The sequence below is a fragment of the Streptomyces sp. NPDC041200 genome (assembly GCF_055591805.1).
The window spans coordinates 261,477-286,236 of sequence record NZ_JBVIZF010000004.1 but is presented as its reverse complement, the minus strand read 5'-3'; the positions used below and the strand labels follow the sequence as shown (position 1 = coordinate 286,236).

23 protein-coding genes and 1 pseudogene are annotated in these 24,760 nt (G+C 73.4%); 12 read left to right on the top strand and 12 right to left on the bottom strand.

The window, feature by feature from the left end; all coding sequences use genetic code 11:
* Positions 1-148 precede the first annotated feature (148 nt).
* Positions 149-874: a dienelactone hydrolase family protein gene (locus ACZ6CL_RS14910; RefSeq protein ID WP_468935869.1), complete on the top strand. Its 726-nt coding sequence runs from the start codon at positions 149-151 to the stop codon at positions 872-874.
* Positions 875-988: 114 nt separating this feature from the next.
* On the opposite strand, the pseudogene ACZ6CL_RS14905 reads toward ACZ6CL_RS14910, so the two are convergent.
* The 6 genes and pseudogenes from ACZ6CL_RS14905 to ACZ6CL_RS14880 form a co-directional block, all read right to left on the bottom strand.
* A pseudogene (locus ACZ6CL_RS14905) lies at positions 989-1,472 on the bottom strand (hypothetical protein); the annotation flags it as partial.
* A gap of 337 nt (positions 1,473-1,809) precedes the next feature.
* On the bottom strand, positions 1,810-3,078 hold the full coding sequence (locus ACZ6CL_RS14900) for a cytochrome P450 family protein (RefSeq protein ID WP_468935866.1): 1,269 nt from the start codon (positions 3,076-3,078) through the stop codon (positions 1,810-1,812).
* Positions 3,079-3,208: 130 nt separating this feature from the next.
* A complete protein-coding gene (locus ACZ6CL_RS14895) occupies positions 3,209-3,457 on the bottom strand; it encodes a hypothetical protein (protein WP_468935864.1) in 249 nt (82 codons plus the stop codon).
* Positions 3,458-3,651: 194 nt separating this feature from the next.
* A complete protein-coding gene (locus ACZ6CL_RS14890; RefSeq protein ID WP_468935862.1) occupies positions 3,652-3,885 on the bottom strand; it encodes a hypothetical protein in 234 nt (77 codons plus the stop codon).
* Positions 3,830-4,120 carry a hypothetical protein gene (locus tag ACZ6CL_RS14885; protein WP_468935861.1) on the bottom strand — a complete coding sequence of 97 codons (291 nt, stop codon included), beginning with the start codon at positions 4,118-4,120 and terminating at the stop codon, positions 3,830-3,832. Before ACZ6CL_RS14885 ends, ACZ6CL_RS14890 begins: the two co-directional genes overlap by 56 nt.
* 384 nt (positions 4,121-4,504) lie before the next feature.
* Positions 4,505-4,984, bottom strand: a complete 480-nt coding sequence (locus ACZ6CL_RS14880) for an NUDIX hydrolase (protein WP_468935859.1) — start codon at positions 4,982-4,984, stop codon at positions 4,505-4,507.
* A 210-nt stretch (positions 4,985-5,194) separates the two neighbouring features.
* Between ACZ6CL_RS14880 and ACZ6CL_RS14875 the strand changes: the two genes are divergently transcribed.
* On the top strand, positions 5,195-6,238 hold the full coding sequence (locus tag ACZ6CL_RS14875) for an O-antigen ligase family protein (protein ID WP_468935856.1): 1,044 nt from the start codon (positions 5,195-5,197) through the stop codon (positions 6,236-6,238).
* 384 nt (positions 6,239-6,622) lie between these two features.
* Here the strand turns inward: ACZ6CL_RS14875 and ACZ6CL_RS14870 are convergent, their stop codons facing one another.
* Together ACZ6CL_RS14870 and ACZ6CL_RS14865 are read right to left on the bottom strand one after the other, a co-directional pair.
* The gene (locus ACZ6CL_RS14870) at positions 6,623-7,195 is read right to left on the bottom strand and encodes a hypothetical protein (protein ID WP_468935854.1); all 573 of its coding nucleotides are present in this window, start codon (positions 7,193-7,195) and stop codon (positions 6,623-6,625) included.
* Between the two features lie 74 nt (positions 7,196-7,269).
* On the bottom strand, positions 7,270-8,073 hold the full coding sequence (locus tag ACZ6CL_RS14865; protein ID WP_468935852.1) for a glutamate racemase: 804 nt from the start codon (positions 8,071-8,073) through the stop codon (positions 7,270-7,272).
* 77 nt (positions 8,074-8,150) lie between these two features.
* Here ACZ6CL_RS14865 and ACZ6CL_RS14860 point away from each other — a divergent pair, with 77 nt between their 5' ends.
* On the top strand, positions 8,151-9,326 hold the full coding sequence (locus ACZ6CL_RS14860; RefSeq protein WP_468936059.1) for a glycosyltransferase: 1,176 nt from the start codon (positions 8,151-8,153) through the stop codon (positions 9,324-9,326).
* A gap of 10 nt (positions 9,327-9,336) precedes the next feature.
* Here the strand turns inward: ACZ6CL_RS14860 and ACZ6CL_RS14855 are convergent, their stop codons facing one another.
* Positions 9,337-10,641 (bottom strand): TerD family protein, encoded by a 1,305-nt coding sequence (locus tag ACZ6CL_RS14855; protein WP_468935850.1) that lies wholly within the window; start codon positions 10,639-10,641, stop codon positions 9,337-9,339.
* A gap of 205 nt (positions 10,642-10,846) precedes the next feature.
* On the opposite strand from ACZ6CL_RS14855, the gene ACZ6CL_RS14850 reads away from it, so the two are divergent.
* Together ACZ6CL_RS14850 and ACZ6CL_RS14845 are read left to right on the top strand one after the other, a co-directional pair.
* Positions 10,847-11,344, top strand: coding sequence for a DUF6643 family protein (locus ACZ6CL_RS14850; protein ID WP_468935849.1), 498 nt, complete (start codon positions 10,847-10,849; stop codon positions 11,342-11,344).
* A 135-nt stretch (positions 11,345-11,479) separates the two neighbouring features.
* Positions 11,480-12,334 carry an MOSC domain-containing protein gene (locus tag ACZ6CL_RS14845; RefSeq protein WP_468935847.1) on the top strand — a complete coding sequence of 285 codons (855 nt, stop codon included), beginning with the start codon at positions 11,480-11,482 and terminating at the stop codon, positions 12,332-12,334.
* Between the two features lie 295 nt (positions 12,335-12,629).
* Here ACZ6CL_RS14845 and ACZ6CL_RS14840 read toward each other — a convergent pair whose 3' ends face one another.
* Together ACZ6CL_RS14840 and ACZ6CL_RS14835 are read right to left on the bottom strand one after the other, a co-directional pair.
* Complete coding sequence (locus ACZ6CL_RS14840; protein WP_468935846.1) at positions 12,630-13,349, bottom strand: response regulator; 720 nt, start codon at positions 13,347-13,349, stop codon at positions 12,630-12,632.
* Positions 13,350-13,496: 147 nt separating this feature from the next.
* A complete protein-coding gene (locus tag ACZ6CL_RS14835; RefSeq protein ID WP_468935843.1) occupies positions 13,497-13,946 on the bottom strand; it encodes a Crp/Fnr family transcriptional regulator in 450 nt (149 codons plus the stop codon).
* A gap of 209 nt (positions 13,947-14,155) precedes the next feature.
* On the opposite strand from ACZ6CL_RS14835, the gene ACZ6CL_RS14830 reads away from it, so the two are divergent.
* From ACZ6CL_RS14830 to ACZ6CL_RS14810, 5 genes are all read left to right on the top strand, one after another.
* Positions 14,156-14,623: an ATP-binding protein gene (locus tag ACZ6CL_RS14830; protein ID WP_468935840.1), complete on the top strand. Its 468-nt coding sequence runs from the start codon at positions 14,156-14,158 to the stop codon at positions 14,621-14,623.
* 94 nt (positions 14,624-14,717) lie between these two features.
* Positions 14,718-15,605, top strand: coding sequence for a universal stress protein (locus tag ACZ6CL_RS14825; RefSeq protein WP_468935834.1), 888 nt, complete (start codon positions 14,718-14,720; stop codon positions 15,603-15,605).
* A gap of 54 nt (positions 15,606-15,659) precedes the next feature.
* A complete protein-coding gene (locus ACZ6CL_RS14820) occupies positions 15,660-17,426 on the top strand; it encodes a GAF domain-containing sensor histidine kinase (RefSeq protein ID WP_468935832.1) in 1,767 nt (588 codons plus the stop codon).
* Between the two features lie 91 nt (positions 17,427-17,517).
* Positions 17,518-18,120 carry an Rv1733c family protein gene (locus ACZ6CL_RS14815; protein WP_468936057.1) on the top strand — a complete coding sequence of 201 codons (603 nt, stop codon included), beginning with the start codon at positions 17,518-17,520 and terminating at the stop codon, positions 18,118-18,120.
* Between the two features lie 202 nt (positions 18,121-18,322).
* On the top strand, positions 18,323-20,764 hold the full coding sequence (locus tag ACZ6CL_RS14810) for a right-handed parallel beta-helix repeat-containing protein (protein WP_468935830.1): 2,442 nt from the start codon (positions 18,323-18,325) through the stop codon (positions 20,762-20,764).
* On the opposite strand, the gene ACZ6CL_RS14805 is transcribed toward ACZ6CL_RS14810, so the two are convergent.
* Positions 20,734-22,860, bottom strand: a complete 2,127-nt coding sequence (locus tag ACZ6CL_RS14805) for a hypothetical protein (RefSeq protein ID WP_468936055.1) — start codon at positions 22,858-22,860, stop codon at positions 20,734-20,736. The genes ACZ6CL_RS14810 and ACZ6CL_RS14805 overlap by 31 nt on opposite strands.
* A 534-nt stretch (positions 22,861-23,394) precedes the next feature.
* Here ACZ6CL_RS14805 and ACZ6CL_RS14800 point away from each other — a divergent pair.
* Positions 23,395-24,246, top strand: a complete 852-nt coding sequence (locus ACZ6CL_RS14800; RefSeq protein WP_468935827.1) for a DeoR/GlpR family DNA-binding transcription regulator — start codon at positions 23,395-23,397, stop codon at positions 24,244-24,246.
* A 32-nt stretch (positions 24,247-24,278) separates the two neighbouring features.
* A complete protein-coding gene (locus tag ACZ6CL_RS14795; RefSeq protein ID WP_468935825.1) occupies positions 24,279-24,749 on the top strand; it encodes an SRPBCC family protein in 471 nt (156 codons plus the stop codon).
* Positions 24,750-24,760: the final 11 nt, after the last annotated feature.

Here is a 24,760-nt window from a genome sequence, read left to right as displayed (position 1 = left end):
CTCTCTCGACCTCGGGGAGCATCGCGCGGCAGGACCTCGTCGGCCTCTCGGCTCGGCTCCGCCGCCCGGCTGACTCGGCGCGGCACGACCGGACCGTGGCCACGCCGCTACACGAGATCACCGGCAACGATCACTACAGTCCAGTCCCATGACGGTGGTTACCACGCGCACGGTCGAATACCCGGCCGACGGCCTCACGATAATCGGGCACCTAGCGCTTCCCGCCGGTGTCGGCCGCCGGCCCGCGGTCCTGATCGGTCCGGAGGGGCCGGGGCTGAACGATTTCCAGCGCCGCCGGGCCGACACCCTGGCTGAACTGGGGTACGTGGCGCTGGCCTTCGACATCAACGGAGGGCGCTGGTTCACCGATCCCGCGGAGATGCTGGCGCACACGACCCCCTTGCTCGCCGCCCCGGACCGGATGCGGGACATCGGCCACGCGGCGCTCGACGTGTTGCGCGCGGAGCCGAGGACGGACCCCGACCGGATCGCCGCCGTCGGTTACGGCACCGGGGGCGCCATCGGGCTGGAACTCGGCCGCGACGGTGTCGACCTGCGCGCCATCGGAACGGTCAACGCACTGACCACGGGCCGGCCCGGCGAGGCGGCACGCATCCGCTGCCCGGTGTGGGCGGGGGTCGGATCCGAAGATCCGATCATGCCGCCCGCGCAATGGGCGGCGTTCACTGCCGAGATGCAGGACGCGGGCGTCGACTGGCGTCTCGTGGTCTACGGTGGCGCCTTGCACGCCTTCCACCACCCGCCGGTCGACCAGGCCGTGCTCCCCGGCGTCGGCCACCACCCACGACACGCGCAGCGCGCCTGGCGCGACGTCGTCGACCTGCTCGCCGAGTGCGTACCCGTAACGGAGTGACCTGGCCGACCCCCGGGTTCCCCGGACGCGCAGCGGGCCCGCGCCCGGCCAGGGCAGCCCGGCTGCGGCGGCGGACAGCTCCCTCGCAGCCTCATTCGTGCCTGCGGGTCGTCATCAGTCCCGCGTACCAGCAGCAAGACCAGCAGACCCACCACCCAGCCGTGGTCCTCCAACGACTCGAGGAAGCGTGATCAGTGACGGTGCGGCGGACGATCCAGTGGTCCGCCGCCCCTCGTACGCGGAGTAGTCCGCGATCACGTGATGCGTTGCGGCCGGCAACACCTGCTCGGCGCGCGGGTCGTGCATCACGATGTCAGCGTCGGCGCCGGGCGTGATGGCGCCCTTCTTCGGACACAGACCGAACATCATTGTCGGCATGGCGCACACGATCTCGATCCAGCGGCGACGGCCTATTCGGCCGAGACGTGCACGACGTTGAGCGGCGCCCCGGCGACCCGGGCGAGCTGGAGCGTGCGGTGCGTGCCCTCGGCCTCAGGCAGCTCGCACCGCACCTCGCCGTAGTCCCGGGGATCGGTCCGTCCCTCAGCCCCAACGCCTGTTCGACGAGTACGTCGATCGCGATGCCGTTCTCCGCGTGGGACTACTTGCCGCTGGAGCTGGGTTCACCAACTACGGACAGATCCCCAGCTCCCGCAGTGCCCGCTTGTGGGGGCCCGTGGGGTTCGCCGGGAAGTAGAGGTAGCAGACGCCACCGGTGCCCGACTTCACGGCGCCGCTCGCGTCCTTGCGGAAGACGCTGGGCCCCAGTGCGCGCTGTCCCCCATGACGATCGCCTCTCTCCTGTCCGGTGCGTGACCGCCTCTGTCGCAGCACTGCGGACAGCGTGGACCCCGCCACTGACAGTCCCCGCCGACCTGCGCGAACGGCGTGCCGCGACCGCTCACCCGCCCGTCAGCCCGCCCGCGGCAGGCGTATCACCACCGCACCGGCAGGCTCCGCCTCCCCCGGATCAGCATCCCCGGGAGCCACTCCCCCGGCTCCCCGTCCGCCGTCAGATCCGGGCAGCGCTCCAGCAGCGTGCGCAGCGCCACCTCGCCCTCGAGGCGGGCGAGCGGGGCGCCCAGGCAGAAGTGGATCCCGTGTCCGAAGGAGAGATGGCCCCGGGCCTCGCGACGCCGTACGTCGAAGCGTTCCGGATCGGGGAAGCGCGCCGGGTCGTGGTCCGCGCCGGCCATGGCGATCAGCACGATGGCACCGCGCGGCACCCGTACGCCGCCGACCTCGGTCTCCTCCAGGGCGATGCGCGGCGTGGTGGTCGCCACCGGCCCGTCGTAGCGCAGCGTCTCCTCTACCAGCCCCGCCGCCAGCCCCGCCGGATCGGCCCGTACGGCCGCCAGCTGCTCGGGGTGCGCGAGGAGCGCGCGCACCGCGTTGCCGATCGTGTTGACCGTCGTCTCGTGCCCGGCGACGAGCAGCAGGAAGGCCAACGAGACCAGCTCGTCCTCGGTGAGCCGGTCGCCGCCCTCGTCGACCGTGTGGACGAGGGCGCTGAGCAGGTCCTCCCCGGGGCTCTCGCGCTTGGCGGCGATGAGCCCTGTGAGATAAGGCATGACCTGCTCGTACGCCTCCTTCTCCGCCTCGGGGCTGGTGGGCGCGAGGGTCTCGTTGGACCAGGCGTGGAAGGAGGCGCGGTCCAGGCCGGGGACGCCGAGCAGTTCGGAGATGACGATCATGGGGAGCGGGGAGGCGAACGCCTCGATGAGGTCCGCGCGGCGCGCTCCGTCCGCCGTCATGCGGTCCAGCAGCTCGTCGGTGATCTCCTGGACGCGCCCCCGCATCCCCTCGACCCGCCGGGCCGTGAACTCCCCCGCCACCAGCTTCCGCAGCCGGGTGTGGTGGGGCGGGTCGCTCATCAGCATGTTGGCGTTGCCGAGCATGTCCAGGGCGTACGGCGGGCGCCAGCCGGTCTGCCGCCACTCGCGCTGCCAGTCCCGGCTGAGCTGCGGGGCGGTGAAGGCCTCGCGCGCGGCCTCGTACCCGACCACGAGCCACACCACGCCCCTGTCGGGCGTCACTACCTGGTGCACCGGACCGCGCTCGCGCAGCCGCGCGAAGGCGGTGTACGGGTCGGCTTCGAAGTCGGGGCTGAGCGAGGCGAGCACCTCGATCCCGCCGAGGCTGTCAGGCCGGTCGGTTCTGTCGGGTATCGCGGGATCGGCGGCTGCTTTCTCGGTCTCGGGCACGACGGAATTCCCTTCCCTCAGGCCCGGGTTACCGGCCCCCGCCGACCACTCCGAGCACGGCCGATCACTCTAATCCCGCACCCCCACCCGCACAACTACCCGCTTGCCCGGCTAAGTTGTGTCCGCAGAGTCAGGGGAGCCAGAGTATGTGGAAGTCGTCCCGGGCGAAGCCCTCGTTCCGGCGGTGTTGCCGGGTCACGAGCCTGGCTTCTGGCGCAGCATGAAGGCCGCCGCGGGGCTTTCCCGAATACGGTCGACGATGTCCTCCGCGGTCAGCGAGGCTGAGAGAGCCGGCTTCGAAGCTCTCGCCGGGCTGGTACTCGATACCTTCGGCCAGGACGCCAGACACGACGCCGTCGTCGACGTTCTCGCGGACCACCTCGGCGGCACCCTCCGGGCCCGCGTCTGGATGACCGAAGCTCTTACGGTGGCCGGACGCATCAAGCGGGCTGGCCCGCGGATTCGCTCGAAGCCCTCGCCGAGAAGTGGTGAGCGGGGCCCGCCCCATCGACGGGGTGGCATTCCGGGTCCATGAGACGTAGCAGGTCCGCTGGTCCGTCCCCCGTCGGCGCCTCAGCCTTCCTTGCTGGCCCCTCCTTGTCCGCCGCCCAGGTATCCCTCCAGGCCGGCCGCTGCCAGTGGGGAGAAGGAGCACAGGTCGGGGCTACTGTGCAGCCGCAGCAGTACATGGTCGTCGTCGACGAGGCAGTCGGTGTACGGGATGGTGCGGGAGAGGAGCCGGGCGAAGTCGTCACAGGCGGCCTTGACGATCGACGGGTGTGCCGGCAGCTTCGGCGGCCTCGCCACACCATTTCAGTGTTTCGCGCAGTGCGCCGAGTTGGACGCGCAGCGGCTCGAACGCCTCCCTGCGCATGTCGTCGCGGAGCGAAACGCCGATGTCGGGCGCCTGATCGCGCCACCAGTCCTGTACGACGTCGCGCACGGACTTCTCCCACGGCCCAGTATGCACGGCACGCAGCACGGCGTGCGCTGCGTGCCGCCGGACCACGCTTGCGCCGTCGGTACCCTCTTCGGCGGCCATGCGCCGCAGAAGGGAACGGGGGCCGTGGCGGGCGTCGTCGACGACTCGCCGGTACAGCTCGCGCAGAGCGTCGGGCACCGACGTCCCGTCCGGTCCGAGCAGGGCGTCTGCGCGTCCAGCCCAGGCCAGGAACGCCTCCGTGTCCCCCGTGGCGAGGAGGTCGGCGCCGAGATCGCCGCGGGCGAGGATACGGGTGTGCTGCCGTTCGGTCGTGGCGCCGAGGCCGTTGAGCTGGGCGTGGAGGAGGTCGGTCAGCAGGTCACGGTGGCGGAGGGTGAGGCTGTCGAGGAGGTCGTGAGAGGTAGGAGCGGCGAGGATATCGAGGACTTCCTGGGCGGTCGTCTTCTTCGCCTCCGGCCCTCATCCAGCTCGGCGGGAAGGCGCTTACGCCTCTCCCATGCCCTCGAACCAAGTCGGTGCGTCCTCCGTGGCCAGCTTGATTCGCTGCAGAGCGAACTCCTCCAGCGGGGGCAGAGCATCGAGTTCGAACCACCCGACTTCGAGCGACTCGTCGTCGTTCACCCGCGCCTCGCCGCCCACCGCGCGGCAGCGGAAGCAGACGTCCATGAACTGGCACTGGTCGTCGTTGGGGTACGTCACCGGCGCCAGGGTCCGTACGAGCACGATGCGCTCGGGCACGCAGCGCACCGCGGTCTCCTCCTGCACCTCGCGCACGATGGCCGCGGCGGGCTGCTCGCCCGGTTCGGGGATGCCGCAGATGATCGCCCAGCGGCCGTTGTCGGCGCGGCGGCCCAGCAGCACTCTGTCCTGGTCGTCGAAGACGACGGCGCTCACGCCCGGCAGGTAGAGCAGTTGATGACCGATGGAGGAGCGGAGGCCTCGGATGAAGTCGGGGGTCGCCATGCGGTGAGGGTATCCGCCGGGCCCGCGTCCGCGCCGGTGGCCCGCGCCGGGCGCCCGTTCTGCGCGCTCGGAGCGTGTTTCACCCCTGACACATCGTTTCTGCGCAACATATACACATAACTCACCGCTGGCGCTACCGTTCCTGGTGCATGGCTCGCGACGCGACTACCGGTCGCCGCGCGATGCCCGTCACGACGGGGGGTCGACGGGATGACGTCATCTGCATTGGAACCGGTCGTCAGGGAGTACGACCAGGACCACGGCACCGATCACTACAGCCAGCCCGTGGGCAGTGTGCCCGACATCGCGGGCGTGGCGATCCTCGCTTCCTGCGCCCTCTGGGCGCTCATCTCCGCCATGGGCCGCACCGCGCGCCCCGAGGGGGTACTGCTCGCCGTACTGGCCGTGGCCGCCGGGTACGCCTGCGGCCGCATCGCCGGGTCGCTCCTGCCGGTCCTCTGCGGGGCCGCCGCCGGGCTCGCGGGGCTCGGGCTGGCCCTGGCCGCCGACACCGGCCCGGGCGGCCACCAGGGGCTGGCCGCGGCCGAGCTGACCCTGGCCACCGGCGCGGCCTGCTGCGCCGCGTGGGCCGCCCGGCGGCCCGCGCTCCGGCTGGCCCTGTGGCTGCTGGCCCTGACGATCACACTCGGCGCCGTGGTGACCGGCCCGCCCGCGGGCTGGGTCGCGAGCGGCGCGGTCCTGCTGTGCTCCCTGGCCGCCGCCCGGGTACGACGGCGGCTGGCGGGCCTGGCCGCCCTCGCGCTCGTCGCCGCGGTCGGCGTCGGCGGCTGCTGGGCGGTCGCGGCGGACGTGGTGCCGGGCGGTCTGCCCGCCTCGCTGCGGGCCCACCTCACCGAGCACCGCGTCCGGCTGTGGCAGGACGCGGCCCACCTCGCCGCGACGAACCCGGTACGCGGCACCGGGCCCGACCGCTTCGCCGAGCTGAGCCCGGCCGCCGCGGCGTCGCCCGAACCGGAGACCACGCCCCACTCCGCCCCGCTCCAGCAGGCCGTCGGCCAGGGCCTCCCGGGCGTGGCCCTCCTGGCCTCGGCCTTCGCCTGGCTCCTGTACGCCCTGTGGCGCTCACCCCGCTCCACCCCGATCGCCCTGACGGCGGCGGCCGCGCTGACGGCCCTGGCCGTAGAGGCGTCCCTGGGCAACGCGCTCAGCTTCCCGCAGATAACGGCGGGCGCGGGCCTCCTGGCAGGCCTGGCAACGGCCAGCCACCCGGAAGCCCCCTTCCCCACCCCCTGACCGGCACCCCGCCACACCGAACAACGCGACGGATCCCGCGCCCCAACCCCGCTCCTCCCCGACCCGGGAAGGGGCGCGGCTGAGGAAGAAGCCCCGCCACACGAGCCGATCCGCAGCCCATACCGCGGCAGCGGAAACGGAGGCCGCGCCCCAGCGGGAGCCGAGCACAAGCGCCAGCCGGGGGGCCGGGGGCCCGCCCCCGGTATCGGGAAGGGGCGGGGCCGGGGAAGCAACCCCACCGCACGAGCCAATCCGCAGCAGCGGGAGCCGGACGCAGGCGCCAGCCGGGGGCCTGCGCTCGGGGCGGGGGCCAGGGCCGCGCCTGGGACGGAGCCCAGGGCGCCGCTCCGGTTTCGGGGAGGGGCGGGGTGGGGGTAAGGCCCGTTAGACCTGGGACGTGGGGGTCGCGATCAGGCGGAGCCGGTCGCGGATGACCCGGACGGCCGCCTCCGCGTCGTCCACCGTCACCGTGAAGATACGGCCGTCCCCCAGCCGCACCACCAGCCCCTCACCGCGCCGCACCACCACCGCCGTGCCCTTGTCGGGGCGCCACCGGTAGCCCCAGCCACCCCATTGGCAGGGCGTGACGCGAGGCGCGACGTCGGCGTGGACCACGTCGCTGAGCGGGATGCGGCGGCGGGGCAGCCCCATGTGGCCGCAGCGGACCTCCAGGCACTCCTCGTCGACCCGCACCGCCACATGGACGAAGGCGAGGGTGCCGAAGAGCATCAGCAGCCCCGCGGCGAGGCAGCCGATGACCGACATCAGGAGCGGGGCGAGTCCGGTGGTCCAGGGGGAGGCGACGGCCAGGTCGATGCCGAGCGCCACGCACGCGGCGCCCACGGTCGCCAGCACCCACTGCACACGGTTGTGGGCATGACCGGTCCAGACCGCGGGCGTGCCCTGGCCCGGGGTCTGCTTGCCGTGGGGCTCGGGGTCCTCGGCGTGGGGCCTCATGACTCGCAGGGTACTCACGTTCCGCTACCACGGCAGCCGACCGAGCCGTTTTGGCCGGTGGGAAGGGGAGCGGGTCAGCCGCGCGCCGGGGCGGCGGCGGGGGCCAGCAGCCCGCCCTCGGCGTAGGCGAGCGCGCCGTCCGGAAGCGTGGCCTCGCGGCCGCTGAGGATGACCGTGAGGGTGCCCCGGGCGGGCGCGGCCGCGCCCGGCGGCAGCGAGGACTCGGCGCCGATCCGGCGCAGCGCCTGCGCGGCGACGGCCCCGGCCGACCCGTGGAGGGCGATGGGCGGCGCCCCGGCGGGCTGGACGGCGGCCCTGATGCGCTCCGCGACCAGCTCGTAGTGGGTGCAGCCGAGGACGACGGCCCGGACGTCGTCCGGGGTACGGGCCGCCGCGGCGGCCACCGCGGCGTCGATCGCCGCGTCGTCGACGTGCTGGACGGCGTCGGCGAGGCCGGGGCAGGGCACGGCCGTCACCTCGACGCCGTCCGCGAACTCACGGATCAGCTCGCGCTGGTACGGACTGCCGGTGGTGGCGGGCGTGGCCCAGATCGCGATGGGCCCGCCACCGGCCGCCGCGGGCTTGATCGCCGGTACGGTCCCGATGACCGGCAGCCCGGGCTCCAGCTCGGCCCGCACCGTGGGCAGGGCGTGGACGGAGGCGGTGTTGCAGGCGATGATCAGCGCATCGGGCCGGTGCGCGGCGGCGGCACGGGCGCAGACCAGGGCGCGTTCGGTGATGTCCTCGGGAGTGTGCGGCCCCCACGGCATGCCGTCGGGGTCGGAGGAGAGAACGAGATCAGCGTCGGGTCGAAGGCGGTGCATCGCGGCCGCGGCGGGCAGCAGGCCGAATCCGGAGTCCATTAGCGCGATCTTCACCCGATCACTTTAATGGATCGGCCCCGAGTCCCCGGCACCCGGGCGCCGGTTCGGGCAGACTGCGGCGGGTGAGCCTGCTGACGTGGATCGCCGCCGGGGCACTGGTGGGATGGGTGTGGCTGCTGCTGGGCCAGGGGTTCTTCTGGCGTACGGATGTCCGGCTTCCCCGGGCACCGGCCGGTGAGGAGCCGGGCGACTGGCCCTCGGTGGCCATCGTGGTGCCCGCCCGGGACGAGGCCGCCGTCCTCCCGGCGAGCCTTCCGTCGCTGCTCGCGCAGGACTACCCGGGCCCGGCGGAGATCTTCCTGATCGACGACGGCAGCTCCGACGGCACCGGAAAGCTGGCCCGCGAACTCGCCGACACCCACGGCGGGCTGCCGCTGACCGTCGCCTCACCGGGCGAGCCGGAGCCCGGCTGGACCGGGAAGCTGTGGGCGGTACGGCACGGGATCGCGCTCGCCAAGAGCACCCACCAGGCCGACTTCCTGCTGCTGACGGACGCCGACATCGCCCATGAACCGGACTCGCTGCGGGAGTTGGTGCGGGCCGCCCGGGCCCACGGCCTGGACCTGGTGTCGCAGATGGCGCGACTGCGGGTGACGACCGGCTGGGAACGGCTGATCGTCCCGGCGTTCGTGTACTTCTTCGCCCAGCTGTACCCGTTCCGCTGGGTCAACCGCCGCCGTGGACGCTGGGCGGCCGCCGCGGGCGGCTGCGTGCTGCTGCGCCGGGAGGCGGCCGAGCGGGCCGGGGTCCCGGAGGCCATCCGGCAGGCGGTCATCGACGACGTGGCGCTCGCCCGCGCGGTCAAGCGCTCCGGCGGGGCGACCTGGCTGGGCCTCGCCGACCGGGTCGACAGCGTACGGCCGTACCCGGGGCTCGGCGAGCTGTGGCGGATGGTCGCGCGCAGCGCGTACGCCCAGCTGCGGCACAATCCGCTGCTGCTGATGGCGGCCGTCGCGGGGCTCGCGGTGGTGTACCTCGCGCCGCCCGTCGCGCTGTGCGCGGGCGCACTCACCGGGCGCCCGGCGCTGCTCGCGGCGGGCGCCGCCGCGTGGGCGCTGATGACCGCCACGTACGTCCCGATGCTGCGCTATTACCGGCAGACCCTCTGGCTGGCTCCGCTGCTGCCGCTGACCGCCTTCGTCTATCTGCTGATGACCGTCGACTCGGCGGTGCGGCACTGGCGGGGGCGGGGCGCGGCCTGGAAGGGGCGCACCTACGCCCGACCCAGTGCCGCGCCCGGCGAATGAGCCCCAGCCCTCACTTACGCCCCGGGGTCCAGTTCATGCCCCAGCCGTACGCGTGGTCGAGGGTGCGCTGCGGGCTGACGCCACGGTCGGGCACCAGATAGCGGGCCTCGCGCTGGACGACGAGGTCGCCGCCGTTGTTGGTGATGAGCGCGAGCGCGCAGACCGTGGACGGGACGGTGCACTCGTCGAGGGAGAAATCGACCGCCGCGCCGAACTGTGGCTGAAGAGTGACGGTGGCGTGCAGGTTCGCGAAGCTGCGGGCACCTTCGTAGATGGTGACGAAGACGAGGATGCGGCGGAACGCGTCCTTGTGGTCGAGGTTGACGGTGAGGTTCTCGCCGGACGACCGGGCGCCGGTCCGGTCGTCGGCGTCGAGGTGGATGAACGGTGGCTGGTGCAGCGAGCCAAACGAGTTGCCGAGCGCCTGCACCACGCCCTTGCTGCCATCGGCGAGTTCGAACAGGCAGCCCAGGTCGAGGTCGAGGTCACCGTGGAGGGCCAGGGCCCTGCCGAGCTTCTGGCCCCACCCCTGGAACTGCTTGTGCACCTGCCAGTTGAGGTTGACCCGCAGGGCACCGGAGGTGCCGCCCTGCTTGGTGAGCGAGACGGCGGGCGACTCCTTGGTCAGCGTGACCTTGCTGAGGCTCACCGGAGCCGCAGCAGGAGCAGGAGCCACAGCCGGGGGCGCGGCGGCCGGGGGCGGCGGGACGGCGGCGGCCGGAGGCCCCGACGGCGGCGCCAGCGGCGCGGCCGGGGGCGCGGGGACGGAGGCGGGCGCGGGCGCCTGCTGCGGTTCATCGACGCTGATGCCGAAGTCGGTGGCGAGCCCCGCGAGCCCGCTGTCGTACCCCTGGCCGACCGCGCGGAACTTCCACCCGCCCTGCCTGCGATACAGCTCGCCGAGGACGAACGCGGTCTCCACGGAGGCGTCCTCGCTGTCGAAGCGGGCGATCTCGGCGCCGCCGGACGCGTCGAGGACGCGGATGTACAGACCGGGCACCTGGCCAAACGTTCCGCCATCCGTGGAGGCGGCGAGCACCACGGTCTCGACCGCGGGCTCCACGCGGCCCAGATCGACCCCGAGGGTGTCGGTCACGGAGTCACCGACGGGCCGCTTGCCCTCGTGACGTACGGCACCCGATGTGTGCGCCGCCTGGTTGTAGAACACGAAGTCCGCGTCGGAGCGAACCTTTCCGGACACCAGCAGCAGCGCGGAGGCGTCCACGTCCGGCACTCCGGGGCCGGAGCGCCAGCCGAGTTCGACCCGCACCTCCCCTGCCGTGACCTGGATGTTGCTGCCTTTGCGCATCGCCATGCTGTCCCCTGTCTTTCTGTTCGCTTCATCTTCTGGACGGGCATGTGACCCTCTGAAAACGCGCTCTTTACAGGATCTCAACGTACCCTGACGACCGTTTTCCCCGGGTTCCGTCCGATTGGGGATCCACGACCGCTCCGAACACTGAAAACAACCTTCTTACCGGGCTCCCCAATCAGCACATGGTGGGCTTAACTTATGGTCTATGACCTCCCCCCGCAGCACCTACGGCGGCGGCTACTACTCCTCGCCGTCCTTCCCGGACACCCCCATCTACGACAGCCTTGTCGCCGAGCGGGGAACGCCTCAGATCGCACCCATCCGGGTGCCTTCCGCGTACGACAGCGGAAGTCACCTCCCGGCACTGCCCTCGGCGCTTCCCGCGCTCCCGGCCGCCCCGTCCCAGCAGAACCCGCAGCAGGGCTATCAGCAGCAGGCCCCGCAGCAGGGTGGAATGCAGCCGGGCGGGCTCCAGCAGGCCCCCTCCCCGTACATCCCGCCGCAGGCGGGCCCGCGCGGCTACCCGGGGGCGCAGCAGCAGCGCCCGGCGGCGCCGAACGGGTACGAGGCGATGCGCCCGGCGATGCCCCGTCCTCAGGCGCCCCGCCCGGCGGCTCCCGCGCCGTCCCCGTACGACGACCCGTACGGCCGTCAGCAGCAGCAGTACCCGGGGCGTCCCCAGCAGCCGGGGGGCGGCTACTGACCCCAGCGCACTCTTCGCGCACCCATCGCACCGCGGCCGGGGCCCGGTGGTCCGACTTTCGGACCACCGGGCCCCGGCATGTGTTCACCCTGTGGCCATCCCGGCCTGTCGGACCCTGCTGGCAGGATGTTCCGCATGGTCAACCCAGAGCTGAGCGCCGTCAGCGCCCTCCATGTCTACCCCGTCAAGTCCGTCGCGGGGTTGGCGCCAGGTGCCGCGACCGTGGAGCCATGGGGGCTGGCCGGGGACCGCAGGTGGATGGTGGTCGAGCCGGACGGGCGCTATGTGACCCAGCGCCAGCAGCCGAGGCTGGCGCTCGCCTCGGCCGAGCCGCTGCCGAGCGGAGGCGTGCGGCTCAGCGCCGAGGGCCGGGAGCCGCTGACCGTGGCCGCACCCGGGCCCGGGGACCCGTCGGTGCCGTCACTCGCCCCCTTCCCCGTGATGCTGGCGCGTACCGAGGTCGAGGTGGTGTCGGCGGGAGCCGACGCCGACGCGTGGTTCAGCGACTTCCTGGGCGCCGAGGCGCGGCTGGTCCATCTCGATGACCCGGCGCGGCGGCGGCCGCTGACCCCGGAGTACGCGCTCGGCGGGGAGACCGTGAGCCTCGCCGACGGGTTTCCGCTGCTGGTCACGACCACCGCGTCACTGCACGCGCTCAACTCGCTCATCGCCCAGGGGGACCACCCCGATGAGGGCCCCTTGCCGATGAACCGCTTCCGGCCGAACGTCGTCATCGACGGCACCGCGCCCTGGGCCGAGGACGACTGGCGGCGGATAAGGATCGGCGAGGTCGTCTTCCGGGTGGCCAAACCGTGCTCCCGCTGTGTCATCACGACGACCGACCAGAGCACCGGGGAGCGCGGCAAGGAACCGCTGCGGACGCTGGCGCGGCACCGGCGGGTGGGGGACGCCCTGATCTTCGGGCAGAACCTGGTGCCGGAGGGCACGGGCACGCTGCGGCTGGGCGACCCGGTCGAGATCCTGGAGTAGCCCGCAGCGGGGTGTCAGCCGCGCGGCGGCCCATCCGGCCCCGGGCCGGGGGCCGTTCGGCCCTCCCTCGCCGGGGGCGCGGCGCGGGATGCTGGGGGTCGGCGGTGTGAGCCGGTTGACCACGGGGCAGCCGGGCTCTCATTCCACTGCGGTGATGAGCGTCCACGACCGGCCGAGCCCCGTTCGGCGTGGGGTGCGGGGCCGGATGGGGAGCCGGCCTCGTGCCCCCCGCGACCCCGCGCACCGACCCGGCGCGGCACCGCGCACCGATCCGCGCACCGGCCCGGCACACGGCTCACTGCCCGGTCTCGCGCTCCCTGATCCGCTCGGCGATCACCGCGGCCTGGATCCGCCGTCCCACGCCCAGCTTGGACAGGATCGAGGAGATCCGGTTCTTGACGGTCTTCTCGGCGAGGAACAGCCGCTCGGCGATCTGCCGGTTGGTCAGCCCGTCCCCGATCAGCTCCAGGATCTCCCGTTCGCGCGGGGACAGCCGCTCCAGCTCGTCGGGCGCGCTGGGCTGAGGCCCGCGGAGCCGGGCCATGACACGGGCGGTCGCGCCCGGGTCGAGCATGGACCGGCCGCCCGCCACGGTGCGTACGGCGGACACCAGGTCGGAGCCGTTGATCTGCTTGAGCACATAGCCCGCGGCCCCCGCCATGATGGCGTCGAAGAGCGCTTCGTCGTCGTCGAAGGACGTGAGCATCAGACAGGCCAGCCCGGGCAGCCGGGCCCGCAACTCCCGGCAGACCGCGATCCCTTCGTGATCGGCCCCCTCGCCCGACCCGCCCAGCCGTACGTCGAGCACCGCCACGCGGGGCCGTACGGCGGGGGCGCGGGCGATGGCCTCGCGGGCGCTCGCCGCTTCGCCGACGACCGTGAGATCGGGTTCCGCGTCGAGCAGATCGCGCAGGCCCCGCCGCACCACCTCGTGGTCGTCGAGCAGGAAGACCCCGATGGGCTCGGCGGGCGGGTCGACTCCCCCGGCGTCGGCGGTGTCGGCTGTCTCGGGCACTGCCCTCTCCTCCGTAGCGCGCGGGGCGCCGGTCGTGATCCGGCTGCCCACTCTTACGTCCTGCCGCGGGAAGGGGTAAGGGGCCATTCGGCCCTCCCCGATCACGGTTCTCCCCACGATCGGTACGCTCAAGCTCAGGGGGACAGATCAGGGGGACATGCCGCCCGCGTACGGCCCGTACAGGTCCAGCAGCCGGGTGCGGGCGGCCTGCAGCCGTCGCCCGATGACCTGGGCGCAGGCCAGCGCGAGCGCGTAGCCCAGCTCGGCGTCCTCGTCGCACAGCCTGCGCACCGCCTCCGCGTCGAACTCGTACGCGCGCACCGGGCTGAGCGCCTCCGCGCCCAGGTGCCAGGTGTCCGGCGGGAACAGCCACGACCAGCCGATCAGCTCGCCGGGGCCCAGGGTCTCGATCACCGCGGCGCGGCGGCCCGGGACCCGCAGGTCGAGGGTGATCGCGCCGGTGCGGATGACCCAGAAGTGGTCGGCCTTCCGGCCCTCCTCGAAGATGCGGCCGCCCGAGGGGAAGGACACATCGTGGGCGAGCGCCATCAGTCGCTCGCGGTGCTCGGTCTTCAGTGCGCCCAGAAGTCCCTTCATGGCCTCACTCTGCCGTCTCCTCCCCCGCCTCGCCCCTCGACGGTGACCGTGCGTGCGAGCCGCCGCCGATCCGAAGCGATACGCCGATGAGCGCGTACCGACTCTCCATTAGTCATTTCCAGTCGAGTTGGGGACATGACACGTCATTCACGGTCACACCTCCCCATGACACCCCACACCCCATACCCTCGGCTCCTTCACCGAGCCTGATGTCGCTCGCCCTCGTCACACAGGAGGCCCTGGTGCCAGCCGACTCTCTCCGTCGGTCCGCCAACCGAGCCGGAGCACACCTGGAACATCTGCTGCACCGCCGCTTCACCGCGGGCGAGCTGCCGCGGCTGCGCGTCCTCGTCGAGGAGTGCGCCGCCTGGGCCGGGCTCAGCGAGGACCGCCGCGGTGACTTCGTCCTCGCCGTCGACGAGATCGCCAGCAACGCGATCGAACACGCGGGCGGAAAGGGCTCCCTGCTGCTGCGGCGGGTGGGCGACGAGCTGGAGTGCCGGATCAGCGACTCCGGCCCCGGCTTCTCCGAGGACGTCATCCCGCAGATCCTCCCCGGGCTGGACGGCGCGACCAGCGGCCGCGGGCTGTGGCTGACCCGCCTGGTCACCGACCGGCTGGTGATCAGCGCCGGGGCCATGGGCGCCGTCGTGACCCTCGCCATGCGGCTGCGCTAGCCCCCGTTACTCCCGCTGCCCCGATACCGCGTCATGGCCACCGCTTCGGCGGGACAATGAGCGGGCATACAGCCATGTGCCGACAGGAGAGGCGGTGGGCGCCGTGGAGCTTCCCGTGGTCGTCGGGGTCGACGGCTCGGACGCCGCCTCCGGCGCGCTGGACTGGGCCGCCGACATGGCGGCCCGGCGACGGCTCCCCCTGCGCATCGTGCACGCCTCCCTGTGGGAGCGGTACGAGGGCTACGTACCCGCCACGGCCGCCGACCGCCCCACCGAGCGGCTGCACAGCGAGACCGTGCTGGCCACCGCGGCCGAGCGGGCCGGGCGGCGCGCACCGGCGCTGAAGGTGATGACCGATCTGGCACCCGACGAGGCGGTGACGGCCCTGCTGCGCGCCGGGCAGAGCGCGGAGGCCGTGGTCGTCGGGTCGCGCGGGCGCGGCGAGTTCGCATCGCTGCTGCTGGGCTCGGTCGGGCTGGGCATCGCGGCCCGCGCGTCCTGCCCGGTGATCGTCGTCCGCGGCCGTCCGGAGGGCGGGTACGGCGGGATGAACCGCGTCGCGGTGGGCATCGCCGAGCGCGAGCGCCCCGGCGAGCACGACCACACCCCGCCCTCCCCCGCCGTCGCCTTCGCGCTCCGGGAGGCCCGGCTGCGCGGCTGCGAGCTGGCGGCCGTGCACGCCTGGCGCTGCGCGGGGCCGGAGGACCACGGGCCGCACGAGGACCACGCCGGGCACGCCGCCGAACTGCTGGACGAGGCGCTGGGCGGGGTGACGGAGATGGCGCGGCCGCCCGTACCGGTGGCGTACCGCGCGTTCGAGGGCCCGGCCCGCAAGGCGCTGCTGGACGCCTCGGACGACGCCGACCTGCTGGTGGTGGGCGCCCGGCGGCGGCAGGGCCACTTCGGGATGCAGCTGGGCCTGGTCAACCACGCCGTCCTGCATCACGCCCGCTGCCCGGTGGCGGTGGTCCCGCAGCCCTGACTGTCACTCCCCCTCGATACGCTGTGTGCCGCGGCGCAGACCAAGGGGGTCCACGTGTCGGCTAGTGGGGATCAGGGGAGCCATCCCACTCTGCCTCAGCTCCGGCTGGATCAGCTTCTCGACGAGTTGCAGGCGCGGCTGGACGCCGCCCGGGCCACTCAGGGGCGGATGCACAGCCTGCTGGAGGCCGTGCTCAGCGTGGGCCGCGAGCTGGACTTGGAGCAGGTGCTGCGGCGGATCGTGGAGTCGGCGGTGGTGCTGGCGGACGCGGAGTACGGGGCGCTGGGCGTGGTCGACAGCAACCGGCTGTCGCAGTTCCTGCCGGTGGGCATATCGGAGGGTCTCGCGCACCGGATCGGCCCGCTGCCGAGCGGCCACGGTCTGCTGGGCGAGCTGATCCGCCATCCGCAGCCGCTGCGGCTGACCGATCTGTCGGAGCATCCGGCGAGCCATGGCTTCCCGGAGCACCATCCGCCGATGCGCTCGTTCCTGGGGGTGCCGATCCGGGTCCGGGACCAGGTGTTCGGCAATCTGTATCTCACGGAGAAGCGCGGCGGCGCGCAGTTCGACCCCGATGACGAGGCGGTGCTGACCACCCTGTCGGTCGCCGCCGGGGTGGCCATCGAGAACGCCCGGCTGTACCACGAGAGCCGCCGCCGCGAGCAGTGGCTGGAGGCGCTGGGGGTGATCACCCGCACGCTGCTGGCGGGCACTCCGGCGGCCGAGGTGCTGAGTCTGATCGCCCGGCTGGCCCTCCAGGTCTCGCTGGCCGACTCGGCGGCCATCCTGTTGCCCGCGCCGGGCACGGACAGCCTGATGGTGGAGGTCGCGGAGGGGCATGACGCGGAGCGCGTCGGCGGTCTGGTGGTGCCCTCCGACGGCTCGCTGGCCGGTCTCGCGGTGCGCACCGGGCGGCCCGCGGTGGCGAGCGACGTGCGGACCGACGCCCGGGCGCGGGCCTGGCCGCTGCCGGACCAGGAGAGCGAGTTCGGCCCGCTGGTGGCCGTACCGCTGGTCGCGCACGAGCGGTCCTCGGGGGCGCTGCGGCTGTGCCGTCTGGCGGGGCGGCCCGCGTTCGACGACCACGAGGTGGAGCTGCTGTCGGGCTTCGCCGCGCAGGCGGCGCTCGCACTCGAACTGGCCCGGCACCGTGCCGAGTCCGAGCATCTGGCGCTGCTCCACGACCGCGACCGGATCGCCCGTGACCTGCACGATCTGGCGATTCAGCGGCTGTTCGCGACGGGTCTTACGCTGCAGAGCGCGAGTCGGCTGATCGAGCATCCGGAGGCGGGTGAGCGGGTCGGCCGGGCGGTGGACGACCTGGACGAGACGATCAAGATCATCCGTTCGACGATCTTCGCGCTGCGCGCCGTCGGCGACGAGGACGGCGAACCGGCCACCTTGCGGCGGCGGCTGGTGAAGGCCGTTCGGTCGGCGTCCGACATCCTGGGCTTCACGCCATCGCTGCTGATGGACGGGCCGGTCGACACCGACGTACCGGACGAGACCGGCGATCAGGCGCTCGCGGTGCTCGCCGAGGCGCTCAGCAACACCGTCCGGCACGCGTACGCCCAGCGGGTGGACGTGCGGTTCACGGTCGGCGCCGATGTCGTCCTCACGGTCACCGACAATGGGGTGGGCATCGGCGCCGCCGTCCCCAGCGGAGGCCTGGTCAACATGCGGTCGCGGGCGGAGCTGCTGGGCGGCACGCTGAGCGTCGAGGCCCCCGAGGCGGGCGGCACCCGGGTGGTGTGGCGCGTGCCACGGACCCCGGACGATCCCGACGGCCCCGCCCGCGCGACCAACGGGCTCAGCCCGTGATATGGCTCTCTCTTCACCGAATTCGCGCATATCCGGCTTCCCATGCGGTATCCACGAACGGGGAAGGGGATTGTCGAAAGACGTGCGGATGATGCGAATGATCAAGGGCTTGTGGCGTTGGCGACGGAACTCGCTGCGCCGTAAGACCGACCTGGCAGAGGCATACGCGGCGCTTGTCGCCGCCGTGCTGATCGTGCTCGCGGCCCCGGCCGCGGGCTGGGCGGCGGGGTCCCTGGCGCACGGGGCGCTGAAGCAGACCATGCAGGAGCAGCGCGCCGAACGCCATGACGTGGCGGCGACCGTGGTCAAGGTGCTGCCCCAGCCACCCATCGACTCGGATCCCGAGACCGCCTCCGCGCGCGACGCCCAGCGCCGGGTGCTCGCGCGGTGGACGGGCCCGGACGGCAGCAGGCACGACGGCACCCTCGCCGCCGGTCCGAGCGCCGACCCGGGCGAGACGTTCCGTATCTGGACGGACGACCAGGGCCGGCTGAAGGCCCGTCCGCTGGACTCGGCCACCGCGGCCACCCATGCGGTGCTGGCCGGGATCGGCGCGGGCGCGGTGACGGCGGGGCTGGTCGACGGCGCCCGGCGGCTGGTCGTATGGCGGCTCATGCGCCGGCGTTACGCCCAGTGGGACATCGCGTGGGAGCGGGCCGGTCAGGACTGGGGCCGAGCCGACGCGGACAGCTGACGCGGCAGTAACGTAGAGCCGGGCACCGCCCCCGTGCGCGGCTCTTCACCACAACACCCCGTGTACGGGACATCCCGTGCGCCGGAGCTTACGGGCAGGTCAACTCGGCGTGCCGCGCGCACGCTACGGTGGGGCCCTCACGTGAACAGCGGCACAGTCGCGCACATCCGACATACGCACGAGGTGGGGGCACAGCAGCACCATGGCACAGGGCTCGGTCGTCCAGGTGACGCACAGCGGGACGTCGCGGTGGCGGCGCCGCACCGGAGAGTACGCCTCCCTCGCCGCGGCCCTGGAGGCCGCCGGGGACGGCGACGTGCTCTCCATCTCGCCCGGCACCTACCGTGAGAATCTGGTGGTGGGACGGGCCGTCACCCTGCGCGGCCCCGAGGGCTCCTCGCGCGGCTCGGTGCGGATCGCCCCCGCCGACGGCGTCGCGCTGACGATACGCGCGTCGGCGGTGGTCCAGGACCTGCACGTGGAGGGCATGGACTCGGCGTCGCCCGCGCTGCTGGTCGAGGAGGGCACCCCGGAGCTGACGGACGTGCGGGTCGCGACCCGCTCCGCCGTCGGCATCGAGGTGCGCGGCGGCGCGCGGCCGACCGTGAAGCGCTGCACCGTGGACAACCCGGCGGGCGTGGGCCTCAGCGTGCTGGACGGCGCGGGCGGGGTGTTCGAGGACTGTGAGGTGATGGCGGCCGGGCAGTCCGGGGTCGCGGTGCGCGGCGGCGCCCGCCCGCGCCTGGAGCGCTGCCGCATCCACCACTCGTCGGGCGCCGGGGTCACGCTGACCGGCGAGGGCAGCTCGCTGGAGGCCGTCGGCTGCGAGGTGTACGAGATCCGGGGCGCGGGGGTGGCGGTCTCCTCGCGGGCGACCGGGCACCTGACCGACTGCCGGGTGCACCGCACGACGGGCGACGGCGTCAATCTGGACACGGACGCCGTGCTCACGCTCGCGGACTGCGAGATCCACGACGTCCCGGAGAACGCGGTCGACCTGCGGTCCCGTTCGGTGCTGACGCTGACCCGCTCGACCGTGCGCCGGTTCGGGCGCAACGGCCTGTCGGTGTGGGACCCGGGCACCCGGGTGGACGCCAACCAGTGCGAGCTGCACGAGAGCACGGGCGACTATCCGGCGGTGTGGGTGAGCGACGGCGCCACGGCCGTGCTCGACTCGTGCCGGGTGCGCGACGTGCCCGACGCGCTGTTCGTCCTGGACCGCGGCTCGCGTGTGGACGTCGTCGACAGCGATCTGTCCCAGGTGCGCAACACGGCGGTGTCGGTGAGCGACGGGGCGACCGCGCAGCTGGACGACTGCCGGATCCGGGAGGCGGCCACCGGCGCCTGGTTCCGCGACCACGGCAGCGGCGGCACCCTCGCGAACTGCGTCATCGACGGCGCCGCGACCGGAGTGATCGTCACCAAGGGCGCCGATCCGACGGTCGAACGCACCACGGTCTCCTCGCCGACGGAGGCCGGTTTCTATGTGTCCGCCGAGGGCCGCGGCACCTTCAGCAACTGCCGGGTGACGGGCAGCAGCGGCTACGGCTTCCACATCATCGACGGCTGCCGCACCACCCTCAACCGGTGCCGCACCGAGCGGTGCGCGCGCGGCGGTTACGAGTTCTCCGAGGCGGGCCCGGCCGTCGAGGACTGCACCAGCGACGAGAGCGCCACCAGCGCCGTCACCACCCCGGCGACCGCCCCCGCCCTCCCGGCGCCCGCCGTGGAGACCGCCGCCTCGACGGGCGGGCTGCTGGGCGGCCTCCCGGCGCAGCGCTCCGTCCAGCCCCCGGCCGTGACCGCCGCGCCCGCCGAGGAGCCGGTGTCCGTACGGCCCTCCACGACGGTGCTGGGCGAACTGGACGCGCTGGTCGGGCTGGACAGCGTGAAGCGCGAGGTGCGCGCCCTCACCGACATGATCGAGGTCGGCCGCAGGCGTCAGGAGGCCGGGCTGAAGGCCGCCTCCGTCCGCCGCCATCTGGTCTTCACCGGCTCCCCCGGCACCGGCAAGACGACGGTCGCCCGGCTCTACGGCGAGATCCTGGCCTCCCTCGGCGTGCTGGAGCGCGGTCACCTGGTGGAGGTCTCCCGGGTGGACCTGGTCGGCGAGCACATCGGCTCGACGGCGATCCGCACCCAGGAGGCGTTCGACCGGGCGCGCGGCGGCGTGCTGTTCATCGACGAGGCGTACGCGCTCTCCCCCGAGGACTCCGGCCGGGACTTCGGGCGCGAGGCGATCGACACCCTGGTGAAGCTGATGGAGGACCACCGGGACTCGGTGGTGGTCATCGTCGCCGGGTACACCGCGGAGATGGAGCGCTTCCTGTCCGTCAACCCCGGTGTGGCGTCCCGCTTCTCCCGCACCATCACCTTCGGCGACTACGCGCCCGAGGAGCTGCTGCGGATCGTGGAGCAGCAGGCAGACGACCAGGAGTACCGGATCGGCGAGGGCGCCTCGGAGGCGCTGCTGAAGTACTTCACGGCACTTCCGAAGGGCCCCGCGTTCGGCAACGGCCGTACCGCCCGGCAGACCTTCGAGGCGATGGTGGAGCGGCACGCGGGCCGGGTCGCGCAGGTGAGCGACCCGAGCACCGACGACCTCACGCTGCTCTACCCGGAGGATCTGCCCGAACTGCTCTGAGCGGGCCCCGGGTTGTCCTGAGCCGGTCCGGAACCGCTCCGAGCCGGTTTCGGCACGGTGACGGGTTCGGGAGCGGATTCGGGGGCGGGGCCGCAGCCCTTTCCCTCGGGGAGCCGGGCCAGCAGCGCGGCCCGCTCCCGGTCGAACGCCGGGTCCGCCTGGTACTCGCCGTGCCCCAGGATCGGTGCGGGCAGCGGGTGTTCGGCGGTACGGCCGTAGGCGAGCGGGTCCTTGAAGGCGTCGCAGTCCACCTCGGGCCCGTCGGCCTCGGTCAGCCGGATCGGGCCGCCGATGGGGTCGGTGTAGCGCCACAGGTTGCGCCAGCACCGCACCTCGCCGTGGAGCGAACGCAGTTGCGCGGGCCCGAAGTAGGCGGGGAACCAGCGCCCGTACAGCCGCTCCAGCGGTGAGCCGTACGTGAGCAGCGCGACCTGGGCGCGGGTGCGCGGGTCGACCTGCCAGACCGCGGCGGCGGCCAGCACACTGCCCTGGGAGTGCCCGGAGATGACGAGGCGGCCGCCGTAGGTGCGGGTCCAGGTCTCCATCCGCCAGGTCAGGTCGGGGACGGCGCGCTCGGCGTAGCAGGGCGGGGCGAAGGGGTGCGCGGCGCGCGGCCAGAAGGTGCCGACGTCCCACAGGATGCCGATGGTGCGCCGGGCGGAGGGGCTGCGGTACGCGCGGCGGGCCCAGGTGATCAGCATCAGGACCGCGAAGCCCATCATCCAGGAGCCGAGCGCCTGTGCCGTCTGGGTGGCCGCGTCGATGAACCCCGGGGTCTCGTCGGCGGCCCGCCCCGGCACCTCGTTGGTGAGCCAGGTCCCGATGACCGCGAGTCCGCCGAGCAGCAGGGTGAACAGGGCGACGGGGCCGACGAGCCAGGGCGTGGAGTCGGTGAGCCCGGCGCGGGCGATGGTGGTGGCGATCCGGCGGGTGCGCACCGCGTCGGCGGGCTCGCCCGGGTAGCTGTCCAGGACGCCGGGGATGAGCCGCTCGCGTATCCGCCAGGCGCGCAGGGCGGTGATCACGGCCAGCAGCAGGATCATCAGCAGCAGGACCGGTATGGCCGTGGCCCACCAGGACAGCAGGATCGGGGGCGCGATGGTGCCGCCCTCGCCCGGGGTGGCGCCGCCGTCCAGCCAGTCGGCGATGCGCTGGGCGACGCCACCGGCGAGCACCGAGCCGAGCCCGCAGGCGAGCATGGCGACGACGGGACCGGCCAGCCCCCGCAGCGGGGTGCGCGCGGTGGGCGCCTCCCGGTACAGGAGCAGGGCGCACACCGCGATGGCCACGATGAGCGCGCCCTGCACGATGGCGATCACGCTGAACGTCTGGTCGCCGGGCAGTCTCCCGTGGGAGACCCAGCCGGGGCGGGACCAGCCCGCGTACAGCATGGCGAGCGCGAGCACGCCGAGCGCGGCGCCGGGCAGCGCGGTGATGGTGAGGCGGTCCAGATGGCTGTCGGCCTTGGTCTCGCTGCGGCCTCGGCGGCACACCACGCACACCACCAGGCACCCGCCGGTGACCACTAAGGCGAGCAGCGTCCAGCCCGCGGCGTCCAGCAGGGCGCCGCCGCCCGCCCCGCGGTCGTACCCGGCGGTGGCCGCGGTGACGGCCGCGGCGATCGTCAGGAAGCCCGCGGCGGTGTGGGCGGCGCGCAGCCGGGCGACGATCCGGCGGCCGTACCAGAAGCCCGGCAGGCACAGCGCGGGGCGGTTGCCCGACTCGGCGCAGGTCTCGTCCACCGGCAGCTCCAGCGGGGGCTGCGACTCGTAGGCGCTCCAGGTGCGGTTGGACAGGTACCACAGCAGGCCGTTGAGGGCCGCCGGTACGACGGCGGTGAGCGCCAGGCGGCGGCCGGGCTGGCTCCACCAGCCGTCGTCCCCGGCGGACAGGAAGCCGAGCCAGGTGCCGTCGGCGCAGTCGGCCGCGCCCGCGCACTGCCAGGCGACCAGGTCGAGGGCCACCTCGCAGGCCCCCGCGATCAGCAGCACGGTCAGGCTGAGCGCGATCAGGCGCACCAGCAGGCCGTAGCCGCGCACGGTGCGCTCCCGCCGGTCGGCCGCGGGGCGCATCCAGTGCGCCAGGTTGACGACCATGAAGGGCAGCAGGAGCAGCCACAGGGCGCGGGCGCTGTTGCCGGAGGTGAGGTTGGACCAGACGTACGCTTCGCGGACCGGGGCGCCCCGGTGGTCCTCCGGGCGCGACTCGGCGTCGATGTCGTCGATGCGCCGGTAGACCGCGGCGGTCTCGTCGCCGGTGACCGGCGTGGTGCGCGGATCGCCCAGCATCTCCTGGGGGGTGGTGCCGCCGACGCCGTGGACCAGGAGTTCCAGGTCGGGTGGTGGTTCACCGTTCCGGGACGGCGGTGGCGCCCCCAGCGCCCGGTCCGCCCCCGCTGCCGATGCGCTGGTACCCGTGGTCGATGCCACCGTGCCCCCCGATCCCGGTGTCGTGCGGTCGTTCCGCCCCGGTCTTCGCTCCAGGATTGTGCCCAGCGGGGTGGGACCCGGAGCATGACAGGCCGGGCGTGGCGAAATCGTAACCCCCCGGCGCGAGGGGCCCGGCTGTCCGCCCCACATGCGAAGATGGCCGCGCGGGCGACGTGCGACGGCCGGAAGGGAACGGGCAGGGTGAGCGACAACCAGAATCTCCTCGCCGAACAGCGGCGCGCCCTGATTCTCGACGAGGTCAGGCGGCGCGGCGGAGTGCGGGTCAACGAGCTGACGCGCAAGCTCAATGTGTCGGACATGACGGTCCGTCGCGACCTGGACGCGCTGGCCCGGCTGGGTGTGCTGGAGAAGGTGCACGGCGGCGCGGTGCCGGTCGCCGAGGCGAGCACGTACGAGCCGGGATTCGAGGCCAAGTCGGGCCTGGAGCTGTCCGCCAAGGAGGACATCGCGAAGGCCGCCGCCGCGATGGTCACCCCGGGCACGGCGATCGGGCTGGCCGGGGGTACGACGGCGTTCGCGCTGGCCCAGCAGCTGCTGGAGGTACCGGATCTGACGGTGGTGACCAACTCGGTCCGGGTGGCGGACGTGTTCTACAACGCGCAGCGGTCGGCGGCGGCGCTCGGCGGGGCCGCGCCGCGCCCCGGGGCGGCCACCGTGGTGCTCACGGGCGGGGTGCGCACCCCGTCGGACACGCTGGTGGGGCCGGTCGCGGACGCCGCGGTGCGCTCGCTCCACTTCGATGCGCTCTTCCTCGGGGTGCACGGCATATCGGTCGAGGCCGGGCTGTCCACGCCGAACCTGGCGGAGGCGGAGACCAATCGCCACTTCGTACGGTCCGCGCGGCGGGTGGTGGTGGTCGCCGACCACACCAAGTGGGGCACGGTGGGCCTGAGTTCCTTCGCCTCGCTGGACCAGGTGGACGCGCTGGTGACGGACCCCGGGCTGCCCGCTTCGGCGCGCGCCGAGATCGCCGAGTATCTGCCGGAGCTGGTGGTGGCGGGCGAGCCGGGCGAGGCCGCGTCGGACCTCTGACGGAACGACAGCCGTGCGGCTATCGTGGCCGCATGGCATACCGGTTGCGTTCCGTGGGGCTGGACTACACCGAGACGGCCCCGGTCCAACTCGCCTTCACCGCCGAGGCGTCGGCGCCGCCCGAGGCGGTGTTCGGGGCGCTGGCCGACGTCGAGGGCTGGCCCCGCTGGTTCAGCCAGGTGACCGCCGCCCGCCCGACGGCCGACGGGACGGGGCGGGAGATCGGCCTCATCGGCGGCACCCGCTTCCGCGAGACGATCATGGCGTCGGACCCGTGCGAGCGGTACGCGTACCGTGTCGACGAGACGAACGTGCCGGGGTTGCGGGCGCTGCTGGAGGAATGGCGGCTGGTGCCGTGGCGCTCCGGCACCGTCGTGCGCTACACGTTCGCGCTGGACGGCACGGCGGTGACCCGGGCCGCGGCGCGGGCCTTCCGCCCGGGGCTGCGGAAGGCGTTCCACGACGCGGTCCGGTGCCTGGACCGGCGCCTGACGACGGGCTGAGGACCCCCGGT